The organism is Microbacterium sp. 3J1, from assembly GCF_001049495.1.
GTDB lineage: Bacteria > Actinomycetota > Actinomycetes > Actinomycetales > Microbacteriaceae > Microbacterium.
Genome location: NZ_CDWI01000011.1, coordinates 953,382 through 970,127 on the forward strand (window position 1 = coordinate 953,382; position 16,746 = coordinate 970,127).

Genomic DNA, 16,746 nt, shown 5'->3' on the forward strand with positions numbered 1-16,746 from the left:
ACGTGACTGTTCCCTCGCCCTACGCCGACCGGCTGCGCCGTCTGCCGGTCGTCCGCTCAGAGGTGGAGGTACGGGGAGCGACGACGGCCTACTGGGTGTACGGACCCGCCGACGCGGATACGACCGTGATCGCCGTCCACGGCTTCCGGGGGGAGCATCACGGCCTCGAGTCCGTGCTCGCGTTCCTCCCCGAACTGCGCGTGATCGCCCCCGACCTCCCGGGGTTCGGCGAGAGCGCGCCGGCGGAGGAGCGGACGTACGACCTCGACGAGTACAGCGGCTGGCTCGCGGAGTTCGCAGCAACCGTGGCGCCGGGCGCCGTCATCCTCGGGCACTCGTTCGGCTCGATCGTCGCGTCGGCCGCCGTGGCGGGGGGACTCGACACGCCTCGTCTCATCCTGATCAATCCCATCGGAGCGCCGGCGCTCGAGGGACCCAAGGGCATCATGACCCGCCTCGCAGTGCTCTACTACGCGCTGGGAGCCCGACTGCCCGAGCGGCTGGGCACCGCGGTGCTGCGGAACGGACTGATCGTGCGGGTGATGAGCATCGCGATGGCCAAGACCACGGACCGCGATCTGCGCCGATTCATCCACGACCAGCACGACACCTACTTCTCGCGATTCGCCGACCGCGACGTGCTCCGTGACGCGTTCGTGACGAGCGTGTCGCACGACGTCAGCGAGTTCGCCGCGTCGATCGACGTCCCCACACTCCTCATCGCCGCTCAGCGCGACGACATCACGCCGATCGAGGTCGAGCGCGAGCTCGTCACCCGCTTCCCTGATGCCTCACTCGTGGAGATCGCCGACGTCGGTCATCTGATCCACTACGAGACGCCCGCCGAAGCCGCGGGCGCCGTTCGTCGATTCCTCAGGATTCCCGTCGCGCGAGACCGATGAGCCCCGCCACGCGGAAGGGGATCACCTCGCCCATGGCGAGTGACGTCTCGGTGCGCTCGACGCCTTCGATGGACAGGATCCGCGCGTCGGTGTCGAAGAGGTGCCGCGCGTCGCGGCAGGCCACCCGGGCGAGCAGATCGATCGATCCGCTGAGCCCGTGCGCCTGCACGATCTCCGGGATGCGGGCGAGCTCGTTGATGATGCGAGGCAGCTCGGTCTGACGCACCCCGATGCTCACGAAGGCCTGCAGGGGGAAACCGAGCACGTCGGTCGAGAAGGATCTCTCGTAGGAGAGGAAGATCCCGGTCTGCTCGAGGCGGCTCATCCGGGCCTGGATGGTGTTCCGCGACAGCCCCAGATTCTCGGCGAGAGCGACGATCGTGATGCGGGGATCGTCGGCGAGTGCGGCGAGCAGTTCCAGATCGATGCGGTCAAGTCCGGCCATAGTGCCAAAGAGTAGCAGGGGTGCACCCCTCCGAATTTGGCAACATGCTCAAGCCGCCGCTCATTGCTTGAGCGAGGTGCTGAGCGGACGTACCCTCAGATCAAGCCGGCGACGACGCCGGTGGTCACGTGCGGAGCCTCACGAGGGCGGCCACGAACGAGGAGGACACCGATGTCACCCCAGATCACTCCGATCGTCGATACGGAGCAGGACCTCGAGCTCTCCGAGCGGATCCTCCAGCCCGACGGGACGCGCATCGCGAACCCGCAGCTCGACCGTTTCGTCTCCGACCTGAGCGCCGAGGATCTCCGCGCTCTCCACCGCGACATGGTCGTGCTGCGCCGCATCGACGCCGAAGGCGTGGCTCTGCAGCGCCAGGGGCAGTTGGGTCTGTGGGCGCCGTGCAGGGGCCAGGAGGCGACCCAGATCGGAACCGCCCGCGCTCTCGAGCCGCAGGACTTCGTGTTCCCGAGTTACCGCGAGACCGGCGTCATCTACGCGCGCGGCGCGGCGCCGGGAGATTTCGTGCGGATGTGGCGGGGAGAAGAGGGTGCCGGTCACGACCCGAACGCGCTCCGGGTGGCGCCACTGCAGATCATCATCGGGGCACAGACCCTCCACGCCGTCGGCTACGCGCTGGGCATCAGCCACGACGGCACCGACGAGGTGGCCGTCACCTACTTCGGCGACGGCGCCACCAGCCAGGGAGATGTCAACGAGGCGATGATCTTCGCATCGTCCTACCGCGTCCCCGTCGTCTTCGTCTGCCAGAACAATCACTGGGCGATCTCGGAGCCCGTCGCCGTGCAGTCGCAGTACCCGATCGCGGGGCGCGCCCCCGGCTTCGGCATCCCCAGCCTGAGGGTCGACGGCAACGACGTGCTCGCGTGCCTCGCCGCGATGCGGTGGGCGCTGGAGCACGCGCGGTCCGGCAAGGGACCGACCTACATCGAGGCCGTCACCTACCGGATGGGCCCCCACACCACCGCGGACGACCCCACCCGGTATCGGAACGACGACGAGCTCGAGGAGTGGCGCAGACGGGATCCGATCGCCCGCCTGGAAGCGCACCTGCGTGCGCTCGGAGAGCTGAGCGACGAGCACGTCGCCGAGACCGAGGCCGCAGCCGACGCGATGGCTCGCGAGATGCGCGCGGAGTGCCTCGGCATGGTGACGAGGCCGCCGCTGGCGGTCTTCGACGGCGTGTACGCGGAACCGCACTCCGGTCTCGAGCGCCAGCGCTCGGAGTACGCCGCCTACCTCGCCTCGTTCGACGGCGAGGTCTGACCATGACGGAGCTCACACTCGGCAAGGCTCTCGGGGCGGGCCTGCGGCAGGCCATGCACGATGACGACAGGGTCGTCCTTCTCGGCGAGGACATCGGAAAGCTCGGCGGCGTCTTCCGCATCACGGACGGCCTGCTCGACGAGTTCGGGGCCGCCCGCGTCGTCGACACCCCGCTCGCCGAATCGGGAATCGTCGGTACCGCCGTGGGACTGGCCTTCCGCGGGTACCGTCCAGTGGTGGAGATCCAGTTCGACGGCTTCGTCTACCCGGCCTTCGATCAGATCGTCGCGCAGGTCGCGAAGCTCCACTATCGCACCCAGGGACGCGTCCGGATGCCGATCACCATCCGGATCCCGTGGGCGGGCGGCATCGGTGCCGCCGAGCATCATTCCGAGTCCCCGGAGGCGTACTTCGTGCACACCGCCGGTCTTCGTGTCATCGCCGTGTCGAATCCGGAGGACGCCTACCGCAGCCTTCGTCAGGCGATCGCCTCGGATGACCCGGTCATCTTCTTCGAACCCAAGCGGCTCTACCATCACAAGGGCGAGGTCGACCTCGACGCCCCGCTCGCGGATGCTCCGCCGATGGGCCTCGCGCGCGTCGTGCGTACCGGCACGGACGCCACACTCATCGCATACGGGGCGATGGTCGCGACCGCGATGGATGCCGCGGAGGCCGCCGCAGACGAGGGAGTGTCGCTCGAGGTCATCGACCTGCGGTCCCTGTCGCCGGTCGACTACGACTCGGTGGCGGCATCGGTCCGCAAGACGGGCCGCGTGGTGGTCGCCCACGAGGCGTCGCGCGAAGCCGGCGTGGCAGCCGAGGTCATAGCGAGCCTCACCGAACGGTGCTTCGAGTACCTCGAGTCCGCGCCGCTGCGCGTCACCGGGCACGATGTGCCCTACCCGCCGGCGAAGCTCGAGAAGTTCCATCTGCCGGACCTCGACCGACTTCTGGATGCGGTGGACCGTGTCCTCGATCGCCCGAACAGCCTGACGGGAGCAGACGCATGATCGCCGAGTTCCGACTTCCCGATCTCGGCGAGGGTCTCACCGAGGCCGAGGTGGTGCAGTGGCTCGTCGCGCCCGGTGACACGGTCGCACTGAACCAGACGCTCGCCGAGGTCGAGACGGCGAAGGCCGTCGTCGAGCTGCCGTCGCCGTACGAAGGCGTCGTGTCGACCCTGCACGCCGGTGCCGGTGACACGGTCGCCGTCGGGGCACCCCTCATCGCCTTCGACGTGGAGGGGGCGGATGGCGCTTCGCAGTCGGCGTCGTCCGCTGCCGCCGGGGGAGAGGCGCAGCAGCCGAATCTCGTCGGCTACGGCGCCGCTCCGTCTTCGCAGGGTCGTCCGCAGCGCCGGGCGAGGCGCGCCGCCGCGGCCGGTCGAGCGGTCGACACAGCCGTCCTCGAAGCCGCCCCGCACGATGCGACACCTGCGCCCAGCGTCGAAGAGGTCGTCGAACGACCGCGCTCGACCCCGCCTGTGCGGGCATACGCGAAACGGCTCGGGGTCGACCTCGTTCTCGTCGCGGCCGCTGTCGGCGACCGCATCATCACCCGTGCCGACATCGACGACTACGCGGAGAGGGTCGGCACCGGAGGCGGCGGCACCGCGCCGTCGGTGGACGCCGGCCGACCGTCGCGACCGTCCTTCGTCGCGGGCGACGGCCGACCGGAGACCCGCATTCCCGTTCGCGGAGTGCGCAGGCACACGGCCGCGGCGATGGTCGAGAGTGCCTTCACCGCGCCGCACGTGACGGTGTTCCACACGGTCGACGTGACGGCGACGATGGAGCTCCTCGCATCGCTGCGGGCCGACCGCTCGCTCGACGGGCATCGCATCGGGCCGCTCGCCGTCGTCGCCAAGGCCGTATGCCTCGCGCTGCCCCGCACACCGGGGCTCAATTCGAGGTGGGATGACGCGGCGGGCGAGATCGTCCAGCACGGGTTCGTCGACCTCGGCATCGCTGCAGCGACGGAGCGCGGACTCATCGTCCCCATCATCCGCGACGCGGAGACGCTGACCCTGTCGGATCTCGCCGACGCGGTCGCCGCTCTCGCGACGACCGCCCGGGCAGGGAAGACGCCTCCCTCGGACCTGGCCGGAGGCACGTTCTCGATCTCCAACATCGGGGTGTTCGGGGTCGACGCCGGCACGCCGATCCTCCCGCCGGGGCAGTCCGGGATCATCGCGGTGGGGGCGATCCGACGCCAGCCCTGGGAGCACCGTGGAGAGATCGCCCTGCGCGATGTCATGACGCTGAGCCTGTCGTTCGATCATCGTGTGGTCGACGGCGCAGAAGGCGCTCGATTCCTCAAGGACGTCGCCGACATCCTGCAGGAGCCGGGGCGCGCGATGCTGCTCAGGTAGTCGCGCGGAGTGCGGACTCCGCCATCGCGCCCAGGACCCGCGCGGTGGTGGAGCGCCCGCGCGACGCCGCGCGGGTGCTGTGCGGTGTCGAGTTGATGAGACCGAAGCACGCCTGGACGCGGAGTCGCAGCTCGTCGGGGTCGGCGTCGACGAGGGGCGCGAGCGTCGCGATCCACAGTTCGATGTAGGCGCGCTGCAGACGCCGCACCTCGGCATGGTCGATCGATGCGAGCTGTGCCACCTCCCGGTCATGCACCCGGATCACGTCGGCATGCCCGAGCGCGAACCCCACATGGAAGTCGATCAGTGCCCGCATCCGCTCTTCTGCCGAGCGGTCGTCGGAGGCGACCCGTGCCCCTCCCTCGACGAGGTCCTCGCTGACCTTCACGAGCACGGCACCCAGCAGTGCCTGCTTGCCGGCGAAGTGGCGGTAGACGGCTGGGCCCGACACCCCGACCGCGGCCCCGATGTCCTCCAGGCTGACGCCGTTGTACCCGTGCTCGGCGAAGAGACGCGCGGCCTCGCGCAGAATCGCGTCCGAGCGCTCGGCCTTCGCTCGATCGCGGGACGTGACCGGGGTTGTCATCTCAGTTAATCCTCGCTAACCTGAATGATCGGGTTAGTGAACACTAACCGAAGAAGCATCGCGCGCGCCAGAGCAGGTGGCGCGCCCCGTGGGTCGAGGAGGACACACGATGCCCGTCACCCAGGAATCCCTGGCGGCCGAGCTGCGCGCCCGGCTCGCCGCCGCTGCCCGCGGAGGGTCTGACACCTCACGGGATCGCCATCTCGCCAGGGGCAAGCTGCTGCCGCGCGACCGGGTCGCCCGGCTGCTCGACGAGGGCAGCCCCTTCGTCGAGATCGCGCCCCTCGCCGCCGAGGGCATGTACGGGGGAGAAGCGCCCGGTGCCGGCGTCATCGCGGGGATAGGGCTCGTGCACGGACGGCACGTCATGGTGGTCTGCAACGACGCCACGGTCAAGGGCGGAACCTACTTCCCGCTCACGGTGAAGAAGCACCTGCGCGCGCAGGAGATCGCCCTCGAGAACCGGTTGCCCTGCCTCTACCTGGTCGATTCCGGCGGAGCGTTCCTGCCGAAACAGGACGAGGTCTTCCCCGACCGTGAGCACTTCGGACGCATCTTCTACAATCAGGCACGGATGTCCGCCGAGGGAATCCCGCAGGTGGCCGCCGTGCTCGGATCGTGCACCGCGGGAGGGGCGTACGTCCCCGCGATGAGCGATGAGACGATCATCGTGCGGGGCCAGGGGACCATCTTTCTCGGCGGGCCGCCCCTGGTGAAGGCAGCGATCGGAGAGATCGTCTCGGCCGAGGAGCTCGGAGGGGGCGAGCTGCACGCCCGGAGAAGCGGCGTCGTCGACCACCTCGCGGACGACGACGAGCACGCGCTGGAGATCATGCGCGACATCGTCGCGACGCTCCCCGCCCCGCTCGCTCCGGCATGGGACGTCCAGGAGTCGAGGGCGCCCGCCGTGACGGGTTCCGTCTACGACGTCGTCCCGGTGGATGTGAACGCGGCATACGACGTCCACGAGGTCATCGACCGACTCGTCGACGCGGAATCGCTGCGGGAGTTCAAGGCCGAGTACGGGACGACGCTCGTGACCGCGTTCGCTCGGCTGCACGGTCATCCGATCGGCATCGTCGCGAACAACGGGGTCCTGTTCGGCGAGTCGGCGCTCAAGGGCGCGCACTTCATCGAGCTCTGCGACCAGCGCGGCATCCCTCTGCTGTTCCTGCAGAACATCTCCGGCTTCATGGTCGGATCGGAGGCGGAGGCCGGCGGCATCGCGAAGGACGGAGCGAAGATGGTCACCGCCGTCGCGAGCACACGAGTGCCCAAGCTCACCGTCATCATCGGCGGGTCCTTCGGGGCGGGCAACTACTCGATGTGCGGCCGGGCGTACTCGCCCCGCTTCCTCTGGACGTGGCCGGCGAGCCGTATATCGGTGATGGGCGGAGCGCAGGCGGCGTCCGTGCTCGGCACCGTCAAAGAGGACCAGCTCGAGGCGCAGGGCCGAGGATGGAGCGCCGAGGAGCGCGCCGAGTTCGAGGCGCCGATCCGATCGCAGTACGAGACCCAGGGGGAGCCGTACTACGCCACGGCGCGCCTCTGGGACGACGGCATCGTGGATCCGGAGCAGACTCGCGACCTCTTGGGCCTCGCGCTCGATGTCGTCTCGCGAAGCCCGCTTCCGGACCCGCACTTCGGCCTCTTCAGGATGTGACGGACATGACCGACCTCTTGCACTTCGACACCATCCTCGTCGCGAACCGTGGCGAGATCGCGCGCCGGATCATCCGGACGCTCCGCGCGCTCGGCATCCGCAGCGTCGCCGTGTACAGCGATGCCGACGCAGGGGCGCCGCACGTGCGTGAGGCCGATGACGCCGTGCGCATCGGCGGAGCCTCCGCGTCCGGGTCCTACCTGGACATCGATGCGGTGATCGCCGCGGCCCGATCCACCGGGTCCCGCGCGATCCACCCCGGCTACGGATTCCTCTCGGAGAGCGCGGCCCTGGCGGCGGCGTGCACCGAGGCGGGGATCGTCTTCATCGGTCCCTCGATCGACGCTCTGCAGATCATGGGGGACAAGGCGAAGGCCCGCGAGCACGTGGCGAGATCCGGGGTCCCGGTCGTCCCGGGATTCGATGCCAGGGGACTCTCCGACGCAGAGATCGCAGAAGAGGCCGCCGCGGTCGGATTCCCGCTCCTCATCAAGCCCAGCGCCGGCGGCGGGGGCAAGGGCATGGAGATCGTCGAGGACGCGGCGGCCCTCCCGCGCGCTCTCGCCTCTGCCCGTCGCGTCGCGTCGGCGGCCTTCGGCGACGACGCGCTCATCCTGGAACGGCTCATCCGGCGGCCGAGGCACATCGAAGTGCAGGTGTTCGGAGACGTTCACGGAACGGCGATAGCTCTCGGAGAGCGGGAGTGCACACTGCAGCGACGGCATCAGAAGGTGATCGAGGAGGCTCCGTCGGCGGGCATCCCCGACGCGACGCGGGAACGACTCCTCGAGGCCGCCGTCGATGCCGCGAAGAGCGTCGCCTACGTCGGCGCGGGGACGGTGGAGTTCCTCGTCGATGCCGACCGCCCGGACCAGTTCTTCTTCATCGAGATGAACACGCGTCTGCAGGTCGAGCACCCCGTGACCGAGGAGGTCACCGGTCTCGATCTCGTCGCGATGCAGATCGCGGTCGCCTCTCGGGATCGCCTCGCACCGCCGCCGCCGATCCGCGGGCATGCCGTCGAGGCCCGCATCTACGCGGAGTCGCCGGAGCGGGGTTTCCTCCCCTCCACGGGGCGGGTGCTGCTCTTCGAGGCGCCGACAGGTGTGAGGGTCGACGCCGCGGTGGAGACGGACTCCATGGTGACGGAGTTCTACGACCCGATGATCGCCAAGATCATCGCGCATGCGGCCGATCGGACGACGGCGCTCCGCAGGCTCGACGAGGCTCTCAGCCGTACGGTCGTGCTCGGCGTCGAGACCAACATCGGGTTCCTCAGGCGGCTGTGCCGCGACGAACGAGTGCGGTCCGGCGACCTCGACACGGGCCTCATCGAGACCCTGCTGCCGCTGAGCAGCGAGGCGCCGCCGCCATCCCTGCTCGCCGCGGCACGAGCTCACCTGCTGGCGGAGAGAGAATCCGGGGCATCGGAGCGCAGCGTCGCGCGCGCCGGAGCCGTGTGGCGCGCGCTCAGCACGCCGTCGGCGATCTCCGTGGCGTTCGAGGCCGACGACGGAGAGGTGCACGACGCGCCGACGGGCGTCGTCGCACGCGGACGCGCGGCCACGGACGACGAGGGTGCGGTCTGGGTCAGCCGCGACGGCAGCAGCGTGCGTCTGCGGCCGATCGATCGCAGACGCAGGATGTTCCGCAGACTCGCCGAGCGGAGTGGCACCGGCCGCTCGCACGGTCCCGAGGGCGTCGCCCCGATGCCGGGCAGCGTCGTCGCCGTGCACGTCTCGGAGGGAGCCGACGTCACGGCGGGGACGCCGCTCGTCTCCATCGAGGCGATGAAGATGGAGCACCAGGTGCTCGCCCCGCAGGGCGGCAGGGTGCAGATCCTGGTGGCTGTGGGAGACCAGGTCCGGCGGGATCAAGTGGTGGTTCGAATGACGACGGAGGAAGACCGATGATGGATCAGCTGACCGACGAGGAGCGCGAGCTCGCCTCGATGGTGCGCGACTTCGCCGAGAGCGTCGTCGCGCCGCAGGCGTACGAGGCCGACCGCACGCACACGCTCTCGATGGAGGTCGTGGCGCAGATGGGGGAGCTGGGGCTGTTCGGGCTGCCGTTCCCCGAGGAGTACGGAGGACAGGGCGGCGACTACATGGCGCTCGGGCTCGCCATCGAGGCGCTCGGCCGAGTCGACCAGTCGATCGCCATCACGCTCGAAGCCGGAGTCAGTCTCGGTGCGATGCCCGTCTTCCGCTTCGGCACCGAGGATCAGAAGCAGGACCTCCTGCCCGACCTCCTCGCCGGCCGCGCACTCGCGGGTTTCGGACTGACGGAGCCCGAGGCGGGGAGCGATGCGGGAGCCACCCGGACCACCGCGCGGCAGGACGGCGACGAGTGGGTGATCGACGGCACGAAGCAGTTCATCACGAACTCGGGCACCCCCATCACCCGATTCGTCACGGTCACCGCCGTCACGGGCAGCGAGGACGGTCGCAAGGAGATCTCGACCATCATCGTGCCCAACGGCACGCCGGGATTCACCGTCGAGGCACCGTACGACAAGGTCGGGTGGAACGCGTCCGACACGCATCCGCTCACCTTCGACGGCGTCCGCGTGCCGGCAGGAAATCTGCTCGGGCAGCGGGGGAGCGGGTTCCGCAACTTCCTGAGCATCCTCGATGAGGGGCGCATCGCCATCGCCGCTCTGTCTACGGGTGCGGCGGAAGGCTGCCTCGAAGCGGCGGTCGACTACGCCAAGAGTCGCACCATCTTCGGCAGCGCCCTGGCCACCCGGCAGAACGCGCAGTTCACTCTCGCCCGGATGCGCGCCCGCGTCCACACCGCTCGTCTCGCCTGGCATCATGCGGCTCGGCTCCGCGACAGCGGGCGCCCGTTCGCGGAGCAGGCGGCCATCGCCAAGCTCGTGGCCGGCGAGGCGGCGATGGACAATGCGCGCGACGCCACCCAGATCTTCGGCGGGAACGGGTTCATGAACGAGTTCCCCGTCGCCCGCCACTACCGCGACTCGAAGATCCTCGAGATCGGCGAGGGAACCACCGAGGTGCAGCTGCTCGTGATCGCGCGGGCCCTGGGCCTCGCCGGGTAGCGTGTCAGCATGACCGAGCGGCACGACATCATCCAGCGCGGGCTCTACTTCGAGGAGTTCGACACGGACGCCCGGTACGTCCATCGTCCTGGTCGTACGGCGACGGAGGCCGACAACGTCCTCTTCACGACGCTGACGATGAACACCCAGGCCCTGCACCTCGACGCGGCGTTCGCCGACGCCCAGCAGCCGTTCTCGGCGCGCCTGATCAACTCCATGTGGACGCTGTCGACGATGGTGGGGGCCTCCGTGGCCCAGCTCACGCAGGGGACCCTGGTCGCCCAGCTGGGTCTCGGCGAGATCACCTTCCCGCATCCGATGTTCGCGGGGGACACCCTCTACACCGAGAGTGTGATCGTCGAGAAGCGACTCTCAGCCTCTCGGCCCGGCCAGGGCATCGTGACCGTCGTGCACACCGGGCGCAATCAGCACGACGTCGTCGTGGCCACCGCCACCCGTTCGGTGCTGGTGCACTGCCTGCCTCCGGAGAGAACGCCATGACCTTCGTGCACGGACCCGCCCTTCTGTTCTGCCCCGCCGATCGACCGGAGCGCTTCCGCGGTGCACTGGAGAAGGCGGACGCGGTCATCCTCGACCTCGAGGACGCTGTGCGCGCAGACGCCAAGGCGGAGGCTCGCGAGAACATCATCGCGGCAGACCTGAATCCCGAGCGCGTCATCGTGCGGGTCAATGCCGCGGACACCGACGAATTCGAGGCGGACCTCGCCGCCCTCGCCCGCACCGGGTTCCGCACGGTGATGCTCGCGAAGAGCGAGCGCGCCGCGGGACTGTCGGCGTTCGACGAGCGCTACTCGGTCATCGCCTTGTGCGAGACGGCGCGCGGGATCCATGCCGCCGAGGAGATCGCGGCGCATCCGCGCGTGGTGGCTCTGATGTGGGGTGCGGAAGATCTGGTCGCTTCTCTCGGTGGCACGTCCAGCCGGTTTCCGAGCGGCGAGTATCGCGACATCGCCCGCTACGCCCGGTCACGGGTTCTGCTCCAGGCGGCCGCGCACGGCAAGTCCGCGATCGATGCCGTGCACATCGACATCGACGACATCGACGGTCTCGAGCGTGAGGCGACGGATGCCGCGGCATCCGGGTTCGCAGCGACGGCGTGCATCCATCCCCGTCAGGTGGCGGTGATCCGCGCGGCGTACGCGCCCGGTGCGGAGGCGGTGCGCTGGGCGCGCGCGGTGCTCACGGCCTCGGAGACCGAGCGCGGCGTGTTCCGCTTCGAGGGGCGCATGATCGACGAACCGGTGCTGCGCCATGCGCGGTCGGTGCTCGCCCGCGCGGTGTGAGTCGGTCGGTGTGGGTCTCACGCCGTCCGTTCGCATCACGCGTTCAGAGGAGGACGTTCTGCTCGAGGAGTCGCAGGGATCCGGGTGATGCCTCGAAACGGTGAGCCGACCCGTTGGCGATGACCTCGCCCGGCCGCGGAAGCGTGCCTCCGGAGACGTGGTCGATGAGCGCGCGGATGACGCCTCCGTGGGCCACCACGATCACCGATTCCGCCGCCGGCGTCGATCGTCGACGGGAATCGAGGGCGATGGCGTCCAGGGCGTCCAGCGCGCGGTCCGCGACACCCTCCAGCGTCTCGGCGCCGGGGACGGGCGCCGACCAGTCGCCGTAGCGCTCGATGTACTCCGAGACGAGCAGACCCTCGCCCTCGCCGAACTCGCGCTCCCGCAGATCGGGCACGAGCACGGGCGGCTCGAGGCCGAGCTGGGCGGAGATGATCTCCGCGGTCTCCCTCGCCCGCAGCAGCGGGCTGGCGTAGATGGCGTGATGGACGGCGCCCGTGAGGTGCGTCGCAGCCGCACGAGCATCGGCGCGGCCCTTCTCGTTGAGCGGCACGTCCGTCGATCCTTGGATGCGGCGAGCGAGGTTCCAGTCGGTCTGTCCGTGCCGGACGAGGGTGAGCAGGGTCATTGAAGGATCTCCTGGATCGCGGGGAGGACGTCGCTGGTGCCTGCCGCGATGGTGACATCGGCCCAGACATCCGCGCGCGTCGGCTCGCGGTTGATGATGACGAGGGGGATGCTGCGGCGGCGCGCACGTTCGACGAGACGAACGCCGGAGTTCACGACGAGTGACGAACCCGCGACGATCAACGCGTCGCTCGATCGCAGAAGGGACTCGGCGGCGCGGAAGCGGTCCTGCGGGACGTACTCTCCGAAGAACACGACGTCCGGCTTCAGCATCCCGCCGCAGACCGTGCAGGTCGGCACGACGAACCCGTCGGTGCTCTCCGGGAGCACGTCGCCGTCCGGCGCGAGCTTGACGTTCTCGGGCACCGTGATCCACGGGTTGAGCTCTTCGATCTGCGATGCGATGTCGCGACGGTCGAAGATCTGTCCGCAGTGCAGGCACGACACCCTGCGCATGGTCCCATGGACCTCGATGACGCGGGAACTGCCCGCTCGAAGATGCAGACCGTCGACGTTCTGCGTGATGACGCCGGTGACGAGACCCGACGCCTCCATCTCGGCGAGAGCACGGTGGCCCGGGTTGGGCTCCGCACGCGCGAACGCCCGCCAGCCCAGGTGACCGCCGACCCAGTACCGGCGTCGAGCGGCTTCGTCCCCGAGATACCGCTGGATCGTCATGGGGTCGGAACGGGTGCGTGCCCCCTCGCCGCGGTAGGCGGGGATGCCGGAATCGGTCGAGATCCCGGCTCCGGTGAGGAGGGCGATGCGGCGTCCTCTGAGCAGTTCGGCGGTGCGAGCGACCGTGGTCGACAGCTCGACCGGACTCGTTTCGCTCACAGGACCTCCCTCGGTTCGAGTCTACGTCGTGCGCGGCGACGGGGCCGCCGGGAGACCGACTCCCAGGTGGCAGAGTGGAGCGGGTGGACATCCTGCACGTGACCGACGCCGACGACCCTCGACTCGACGACTTCCGCGGGTTGACCGACGTCGCGCTGCGCAGCGCCAGCGAACCCGCCGGCGGGCTCTACATCGCCGAGTCCGCGAAGGTCATCCGGCGCGCGGTCCTCGCAGGGCACCGGCCTCGTGCGGTGATGGTGCAGCAACGGTGGCTCGACGGCATCCGGGAGATCATGTCCGATCACGACGTCCCTGTCTTCGTGGTTCCCGATGCGGTGGCGGAGAGCGTCGCCGGATTCGCGGTTCATCGGGGCGCCCTCGCCTCCATGCACAGGCCGGCCCTGCCGTCCGTCGCCTCGATCATCGACGGCGCCTCCCTGATCCTGATCCTGGAGGACATCGGGGATCACACGAACATCGGCGCGGCGTTCCGGGCCGCGGCGGGGCTCGGCGCCGACGCCGTCCTCGTCTCGCCACGATGCGCGGATCCGCTCTACCGCCGGAGCGTGCGCGTGAGCATGGGCACGGTGTTCCAGGTGCCGTGGACGCGCATCCCGAACTGGGACGCGGCCGTGTCCGAGCTTCACGCCGCCGGAGTCTCGATCGCCGCTCTCGCGCTCGCTGACGACGCCGTGTCGCTTCGGGACTTCGCGCGAACGCGTCCGGACCACGTCGCTCTCATGATGGGTTCGGAGGGTGAGGGCCTCTCACCCGAGGCGCTCGCCCGCGCCGACACCGTGGTCACCATCCCGATGCGCGGGGGCGTGGATTCGCTCAACGTGGCGTCCGCCGCGGCGGTCGCGCTGTGGGCGCTGTCCGAGAGCTGAACGCCGGAACGGCGCCCCTGGTCAGCGCGGCTCGGGGAAGACCATGGGAGCGGGCTCCGGACGCTTCGCGGCGATGTGATCCCCCGACGACTGATGGCGGAGTCGCCGCAGCACCCACGGCACCAGATGCTCGCGGGCCCAGCCCAGATCCTCACCCCGAGCCTCCCGCCAGGTGCGCAGCGGGATCGGCTCCGGCTGCATCGGCTCGAGGTCGTTCGGGACGTTCAGCGCCCTGAGCACCATCCGGGCGACCTCGTGGTGACCGAGCGAGTTGAAGTGCAGACGGTCGACGTCGAAGAAGCGCATGTCCTGCACGACCTTGAGCGCCCACTGATCGGCGACGATGCAGTCGTGCCGGTCGGCGATCGCACGCAGGTTCTCGTTGTAGATCGCCACCTTGCCACGGAATGGCCGGAGGACGGGGGTGAATCCCGTGTCGATCCCGGTGAAGAGCAGGACTGTGGCGCCCGTGGACGCGAGCCGCGCGACGGCACCCTCCAGCTGGGAGGCGATGGCATCCGGATCCGTGCCGGGGCGGATGACGTCGTTCCCGCCCGCGCAGATCGAGACGAGGTCGGGTCGGAGCGCGACCGCCGGCTCGATCTGATCGTGCACGATCTGCGCGATCAGCTTGCCGCGGACCGCCAGGTTCGCGTACGCGAAGTCGTCGACCTGGCGCGACAGCACCTCGGCGACGCGATCAGCCCAGCCTCGATGGCCGCCCGGCACCGTCGGATCGGGGTCGCCGATGCCCTCGGTGAACGAGTCGCCCACCGCGACGAAGCGTCGCCACGGGTGCACGGTCTCGTTGTCGTCGACGTACGGGGTCCGGGTCGAATCCTGGTCGGTCATCCAGCTCTCCTTCGCGAACGAGCGCTGCCCATCGATGGCGGCGGCGCAGTGACCGAGCCTACTCGGCCCGACGATCGTCCGGGAGGCGCGCGCGGCGGTTCCGGTCGGCGCACCGAGTGTCCGTGGCAGCGCTTATCGTTGACTCGATGCTTTCTCCGTCCTTTCCTCAGCGCGCCCCATGGGGAACCGCGAACAAGCTGCGCGCATGGCAGCAGGAGGCCCTCGAACAGTACTTCCAGGCGGATCAGCGGGACTTCCTCGTGGCGGCCACGCCCGGCGCCGGCAAGACGACTTTCGCGCTCACACTGGCGGTCGAGCTCATGCGCATGGGCGAAGTCGATCGCATCATCGTGGTCGCCCCGACGGAGCATCTGAAGACGCAGTGGGCCGACGCGGCGGCGCGCGTGCACATCCGCCTCGACCCCCGCTTTCGGAACAGCGACTGGGCCCCTGCGAGGCACTATCACGGCGCCGTCGTGACCTACGCCCAGGTGGCGGCCAAGTCGTCGGTGCATCGGCATCTCACAGAGGACGCGAAGACACTCGTCGTCCTCGACGAGGTGCACCACGGCGGCGACGCGCTCAGCTGGGGCGATGCCATCCGCGACGCGTACGGACCGGCCAGACGACGGCTCCTGCTCTCCGGCACGCCGTTCCGCAGCGACACCGCTCCCATCCCGTTCGTGGAGTACCACCCCGACGAGTCCGGTGCCCGGATCTCTCGCACCGACTACAACTACGGCTACGGTCGGGCTCTCGCCGACGGCGTCGTCCGGCCGGTCCTCTTCCACATGTACGCCGGCAAGATGCGATGGCGCACGTCCACGGGCGACGAGCTCGAGACGCACCTCGGCCAGGACAACACGAAGGACGTCACCTCGCAGGCGTGGCGCACGGCGCTCGACCCCGAAGGCGAGTGGATGCCGGCGGTGCTGTCGGCCGCCGACCGCCGCCTCACCGAGATCAGACACCACGTCCCGGATGCCGGCGGGCTCGTTCTCGCGACCGACCAGACCGTCGCCCGCGCCTATGCGAAGATCCTCCACAGCATCACGGGTCAGCAGCCGACGGTCGTGCTCTCCGACGATGCGACGGCATCCGAGCGCATCGAGAAGTTCAGCGCGAGTGACGCGCGATGGATGGTCGCGGTCCGGATGGTCTCCGAGGGCGTCGACGTCCCCCGGCTCGCGGTGGGCGTGTACGCCACGTCGTCCTCGACGCCGCTGTTCTTCGCCCAGGCGATCGGCCGCTTCGTTCGGGCGCGTCGCCGCGGCGAGGCCGCCAGTGTCTTCCTCCCGCAGGTCCCTGTGCTCATGGGACTCGCGAACGAGATGGACAAGCAGCGCGATCACGCGCTCGACCGCCAGTCGAAGGACGACGACGGCCTCGAGGACTCCCTGCTCGAGAGCGCCAACCGAGAGGAGGAGACGTCCGACGCCCTGACGCAGGAGTTCAGCTATCAGGCGCTGTCGTCCGTCGCCCACTTCGACCGTGTGGTGTTCGAGGGGCAGGAGTTCGGGCAGCTCGCCGAGCCCGGCACTCCGGAGGAGGAGGAGTTCATCGGATTCCCCGGGCTCCTTGAGCCCGAGCATGTGCACGAGCTGCTCATGCAGCGGCAGGCACGCCAATCGCGTCTGCGCGAGGCGCGCGAGGCGACCGCACCGCCGACGGAGACCACGACCCTGCCCGCTCCGCTGCATCGCACGCTGCGCGAGCAGCGCCAGCTCCTCAACAGCCTGGTCGGGCTGTACGCCAGGCAGAAGGGCGAGCCTCACGGAGCCGTGCACGCGGAACTGCGCCGCATCTGCGGTGGGCCCGCCGTCGCACAGGCGACGGTGACGCAGCTGCAATCGCGCATCGACGTGCTCCGCAAGCGCGTCCGCTCCTGAGCGCCGACGAGTCGCGAAGCCGGTTCGGA

General features: G+C 69.6%; 16 protein-coding genes. 11 read left to right on the forward strand and 5 right to left on the reverse strand.

Going from position 1 to position 16,746, the window contains the following annotated elements; translation table 11 throughout:
* Nucleotides 1-2: 2 nt before the first annotated feature.
* Nucleotides 3-902 (forward strand): alpha/beta fold hydrolase, encoded by a 900-nt coding sequence (locus tag BN2660_RS13650; protein ID WP_091233082.1) that lies wholly within the window; start codon nt 3-5, stop codon nt 900-902.
* Here BN2660_RS13650 and BN2660_RS13655 read toward each other — a convergent pair.
* A complete protein-coding gene (locus tag BN2660_RS13655) occupies nt 874-1,347 on the reverse strand; it encodes an Lrp/AsnC family transcriptional regulator (protein WP_067118000.1) in 474 nt (157 codons plus the stop codon). The two genes, BN2660_RS13650 and BN2660_RS13655, sit on opposite strands and share 29 nt — an antisense overlap.
* Nucleotides 1,348-1,518: 171 nt before the next feature.
* Here BN2660_RS13655 and pdhA point away from each other — a divergent pair, with 171 nt between their 5' ends.
* The 3 genes from pdhA to BN2660_RS13670 are packed head-to-tail and all read left to right on the forward strand — an operon-like array spanning nt 1,519 to nt 5,008.
* A complete protein-coding gene (gene pdhA / locus BN2660_RS13660; protein WP_091233085.1) occupies nt 1,519-2,634 on the forward strand; it encodes a pyruvate dehydrogenase (acetyl-transferring) E1 component subunit alpha in 1,116 nt (371 codons plus the stop codon).
* 2 nt (nt 2,635-2,636) lie between these two features.
* Nucleotides 2,637-3,647 carry an alpha-ketoacid dehydrogenase subunit beta gene (locus BN2660_RS13665; RefSeq protein ID WP_091233088.1) on the forward strand — a complete coding sequence of 337 codons (1,011 nt, stop codon included), beginning with the start codon at nt 2,637-2,639 and terminating at the stop codon, nt 3,645-3,647.
* Complete coding sequence (locus BN2660_RS13670; protein WP_091233092.1) at nt 3,644-5,008, forward strand: dihydrolipoamide acetyltransferase family protein; 1,365 nt, start codon at nt 3,644-3,646, stop codon at nt 5,006-5,008. The genes BN2660_RS13665 and BN2660_RS13670 overlap by 4 nt, the downstream gene beginning before the upstream one ends.
* On the opposite strand, the gene BN2660_RS13675 is transcribed toward BN2660_RS13670, so the two are convergent.
* Nucleotides 5,001-5,594, reverse strand: a complete 594-nt coding sequence (locus BN2660_RS13675) for a TetR/AcrR family transcriptional regulator (RefSeq protein ID WP_091233095.1) — start codon at nt 5,592-5,594, stop codon at nt 5,001-5,003. The two genes, BN2660_RS13670 and BN2660_RS13675, sit on opposite strands and share 8 nt — an antisense overlap.
* Nucleotides 5,595-5,703: 109 nt before the next feature.
* On the opposite strand from BN2660_RS13675, the gene BN2660_RS13680 reads away from it, so the two are divergent.
* From BN2660_RS13680 to BN2660_RS13700, 5 genes are read left to right on the forward strand one after another with little or no spacing between them, the layout of a single operon-like run.
* Nucleotides 5,704-7,257, forward strand: a complete 1,554-nt coding sequence (locus BN2660_RS13680) for a carboxyl transferase domain-containing protein (protein ID WP_091233099.1) — start codon at nt 5,704-5,706, stop codon at nt 7,255-7,257.
* A gap of 5 nt (nt 7,258-7,262) precedes the next feature.
* Entirely contained in the window at nt 7,263-9,170 is a 1,908-nt protein-coding gene (locus tag BN2660_RS13685; RefSeq protein ID WP_091233102.1) for an acetyl/propionyl/methylcrotonyl-CoA carboxylase subunit alpha, read from the forward strand.
* Nucleotides 9,170-10,318, forward strand: a complete 1,149-nt coding sequence (locus BN2660_RS13690) for an acyl-CoA dehydrogenase family protein (RefSeq protein ID WP_091233105.1) — start codon at nt 9,170-9,172, stop codon at nt 10,316-10,318. The genes BN2660_RS13685 and BN2660_RS13690 overlap by 1 nt, the downstream gene beginning before the upstream one ends.
* Before the next feature lie 9 nt (nt 10,319-10,327).
* The gene (locus BN2660_RS13695; protein ID WP_091233108.1) at nt 10,328-10,819 is read left to right on the forward strand and encodes a MaoC family dehydratase; all 492 of its coding nucleotides are present in this window, start codon (nt 10,328-10,330) and stop codon (nt 10,817-10,819) included.
* Nucleotides 10,816-11,622, forward strand: a complete 807-nt coding sequence (locus BN2660_RS13700; protein ID WP_091233110.1) for an HpcH/HpaI aldolase/citrate lyase family protein — start codon at nt 10,816-10,818, stop codon at nt 11,620-11,622. Before BN2660_RS13695 ends, BN2660_RS13700 begins: the two co-directional genes overlap by 4 nt.
* Nucleotides 11,623-11,665: 43 nt before the next feature.
* On the opposite strand, the gene BN2660_RS13705 is transcribed toward BN2660_RS13700, so the two are convergent.
* On the reverse strand, nt 11,666-12,253 hold the full coding sequence (locus BN2660_RS13705; protein WP_091233113.1) for a histidine phosphatase family protein: 588 nt from the start codon (nt 12,251-12,253) through the stop codon (nt 11,666-11,668).
* Nucleotides 12,250-13,089: a Sir2 family NAD-dependent protein deacetylase gene (locus tag BN2660_RS13710; protein ID WP_091233117.1), complete on the reverse strand. Its 840-nt coding sequence runs from the start codon at nt 13,087-13,089 to the stop codon at nt 12,250-12,252. The genes BN2660_RS13705 and BN2660_RS13710 overlap by 4 nt, the downstream gene beginning before the upstream one ends.
* Before the next feature lie 83 nt (nt 13,090-13,172).
* On the opposite strand from BN2660_RS13710, the gene BN2660_RS13715 reads away from it, so the two are divergent.
* Entirely contained in the window at nt 13,173-13,976 is an 804-nt protein-coding gene (locus BN2660_RS13715) for a TrmH family RNA methyltransferase (protein ID WP_091233120.1), read from the forward strand.
* A gap of 21 nt (nt 13,977-13,997) precedes the next feature.
* Here the strand turns inward: BN2660_RS13715 and BN2660_RS13720 are convergent, their stop codons facing one another.
* Nucleotides 13,998-14,828: an SGNH/GDSL hydrolase family protein gene (locus tag BN2660_RS13720; RefSeq protein WP_091233124.1), complete on the reverse strand. Its 831-nt coding sequence runs from the start codon at nt 14,826-14,828 to the stop codon at nt 13,998-14,000.
* A 146-nt stretch (nt 14,829-14,974) separates the two neighbouring features.
* On the opposite strand from BN2660_RS13720, the gene BN2660_RS13725 reads away from it, so the two are divergent.
* Nucleotides 14,975-16,717 carry a DEAD/DEAH box helicase gene (locus BN2660_RS13725; protein ID WP_091233127.1) on the forward strand — a complete coding sequence of 581 codons (1,743 nt, stop codon included), beginning with the start codon at nt 14,975-14,977 and terminating at the stop codon, nt 16,715-16,717.
* Nucleotides 16,718-16,746: the final 29 nt, after the last annotated feature.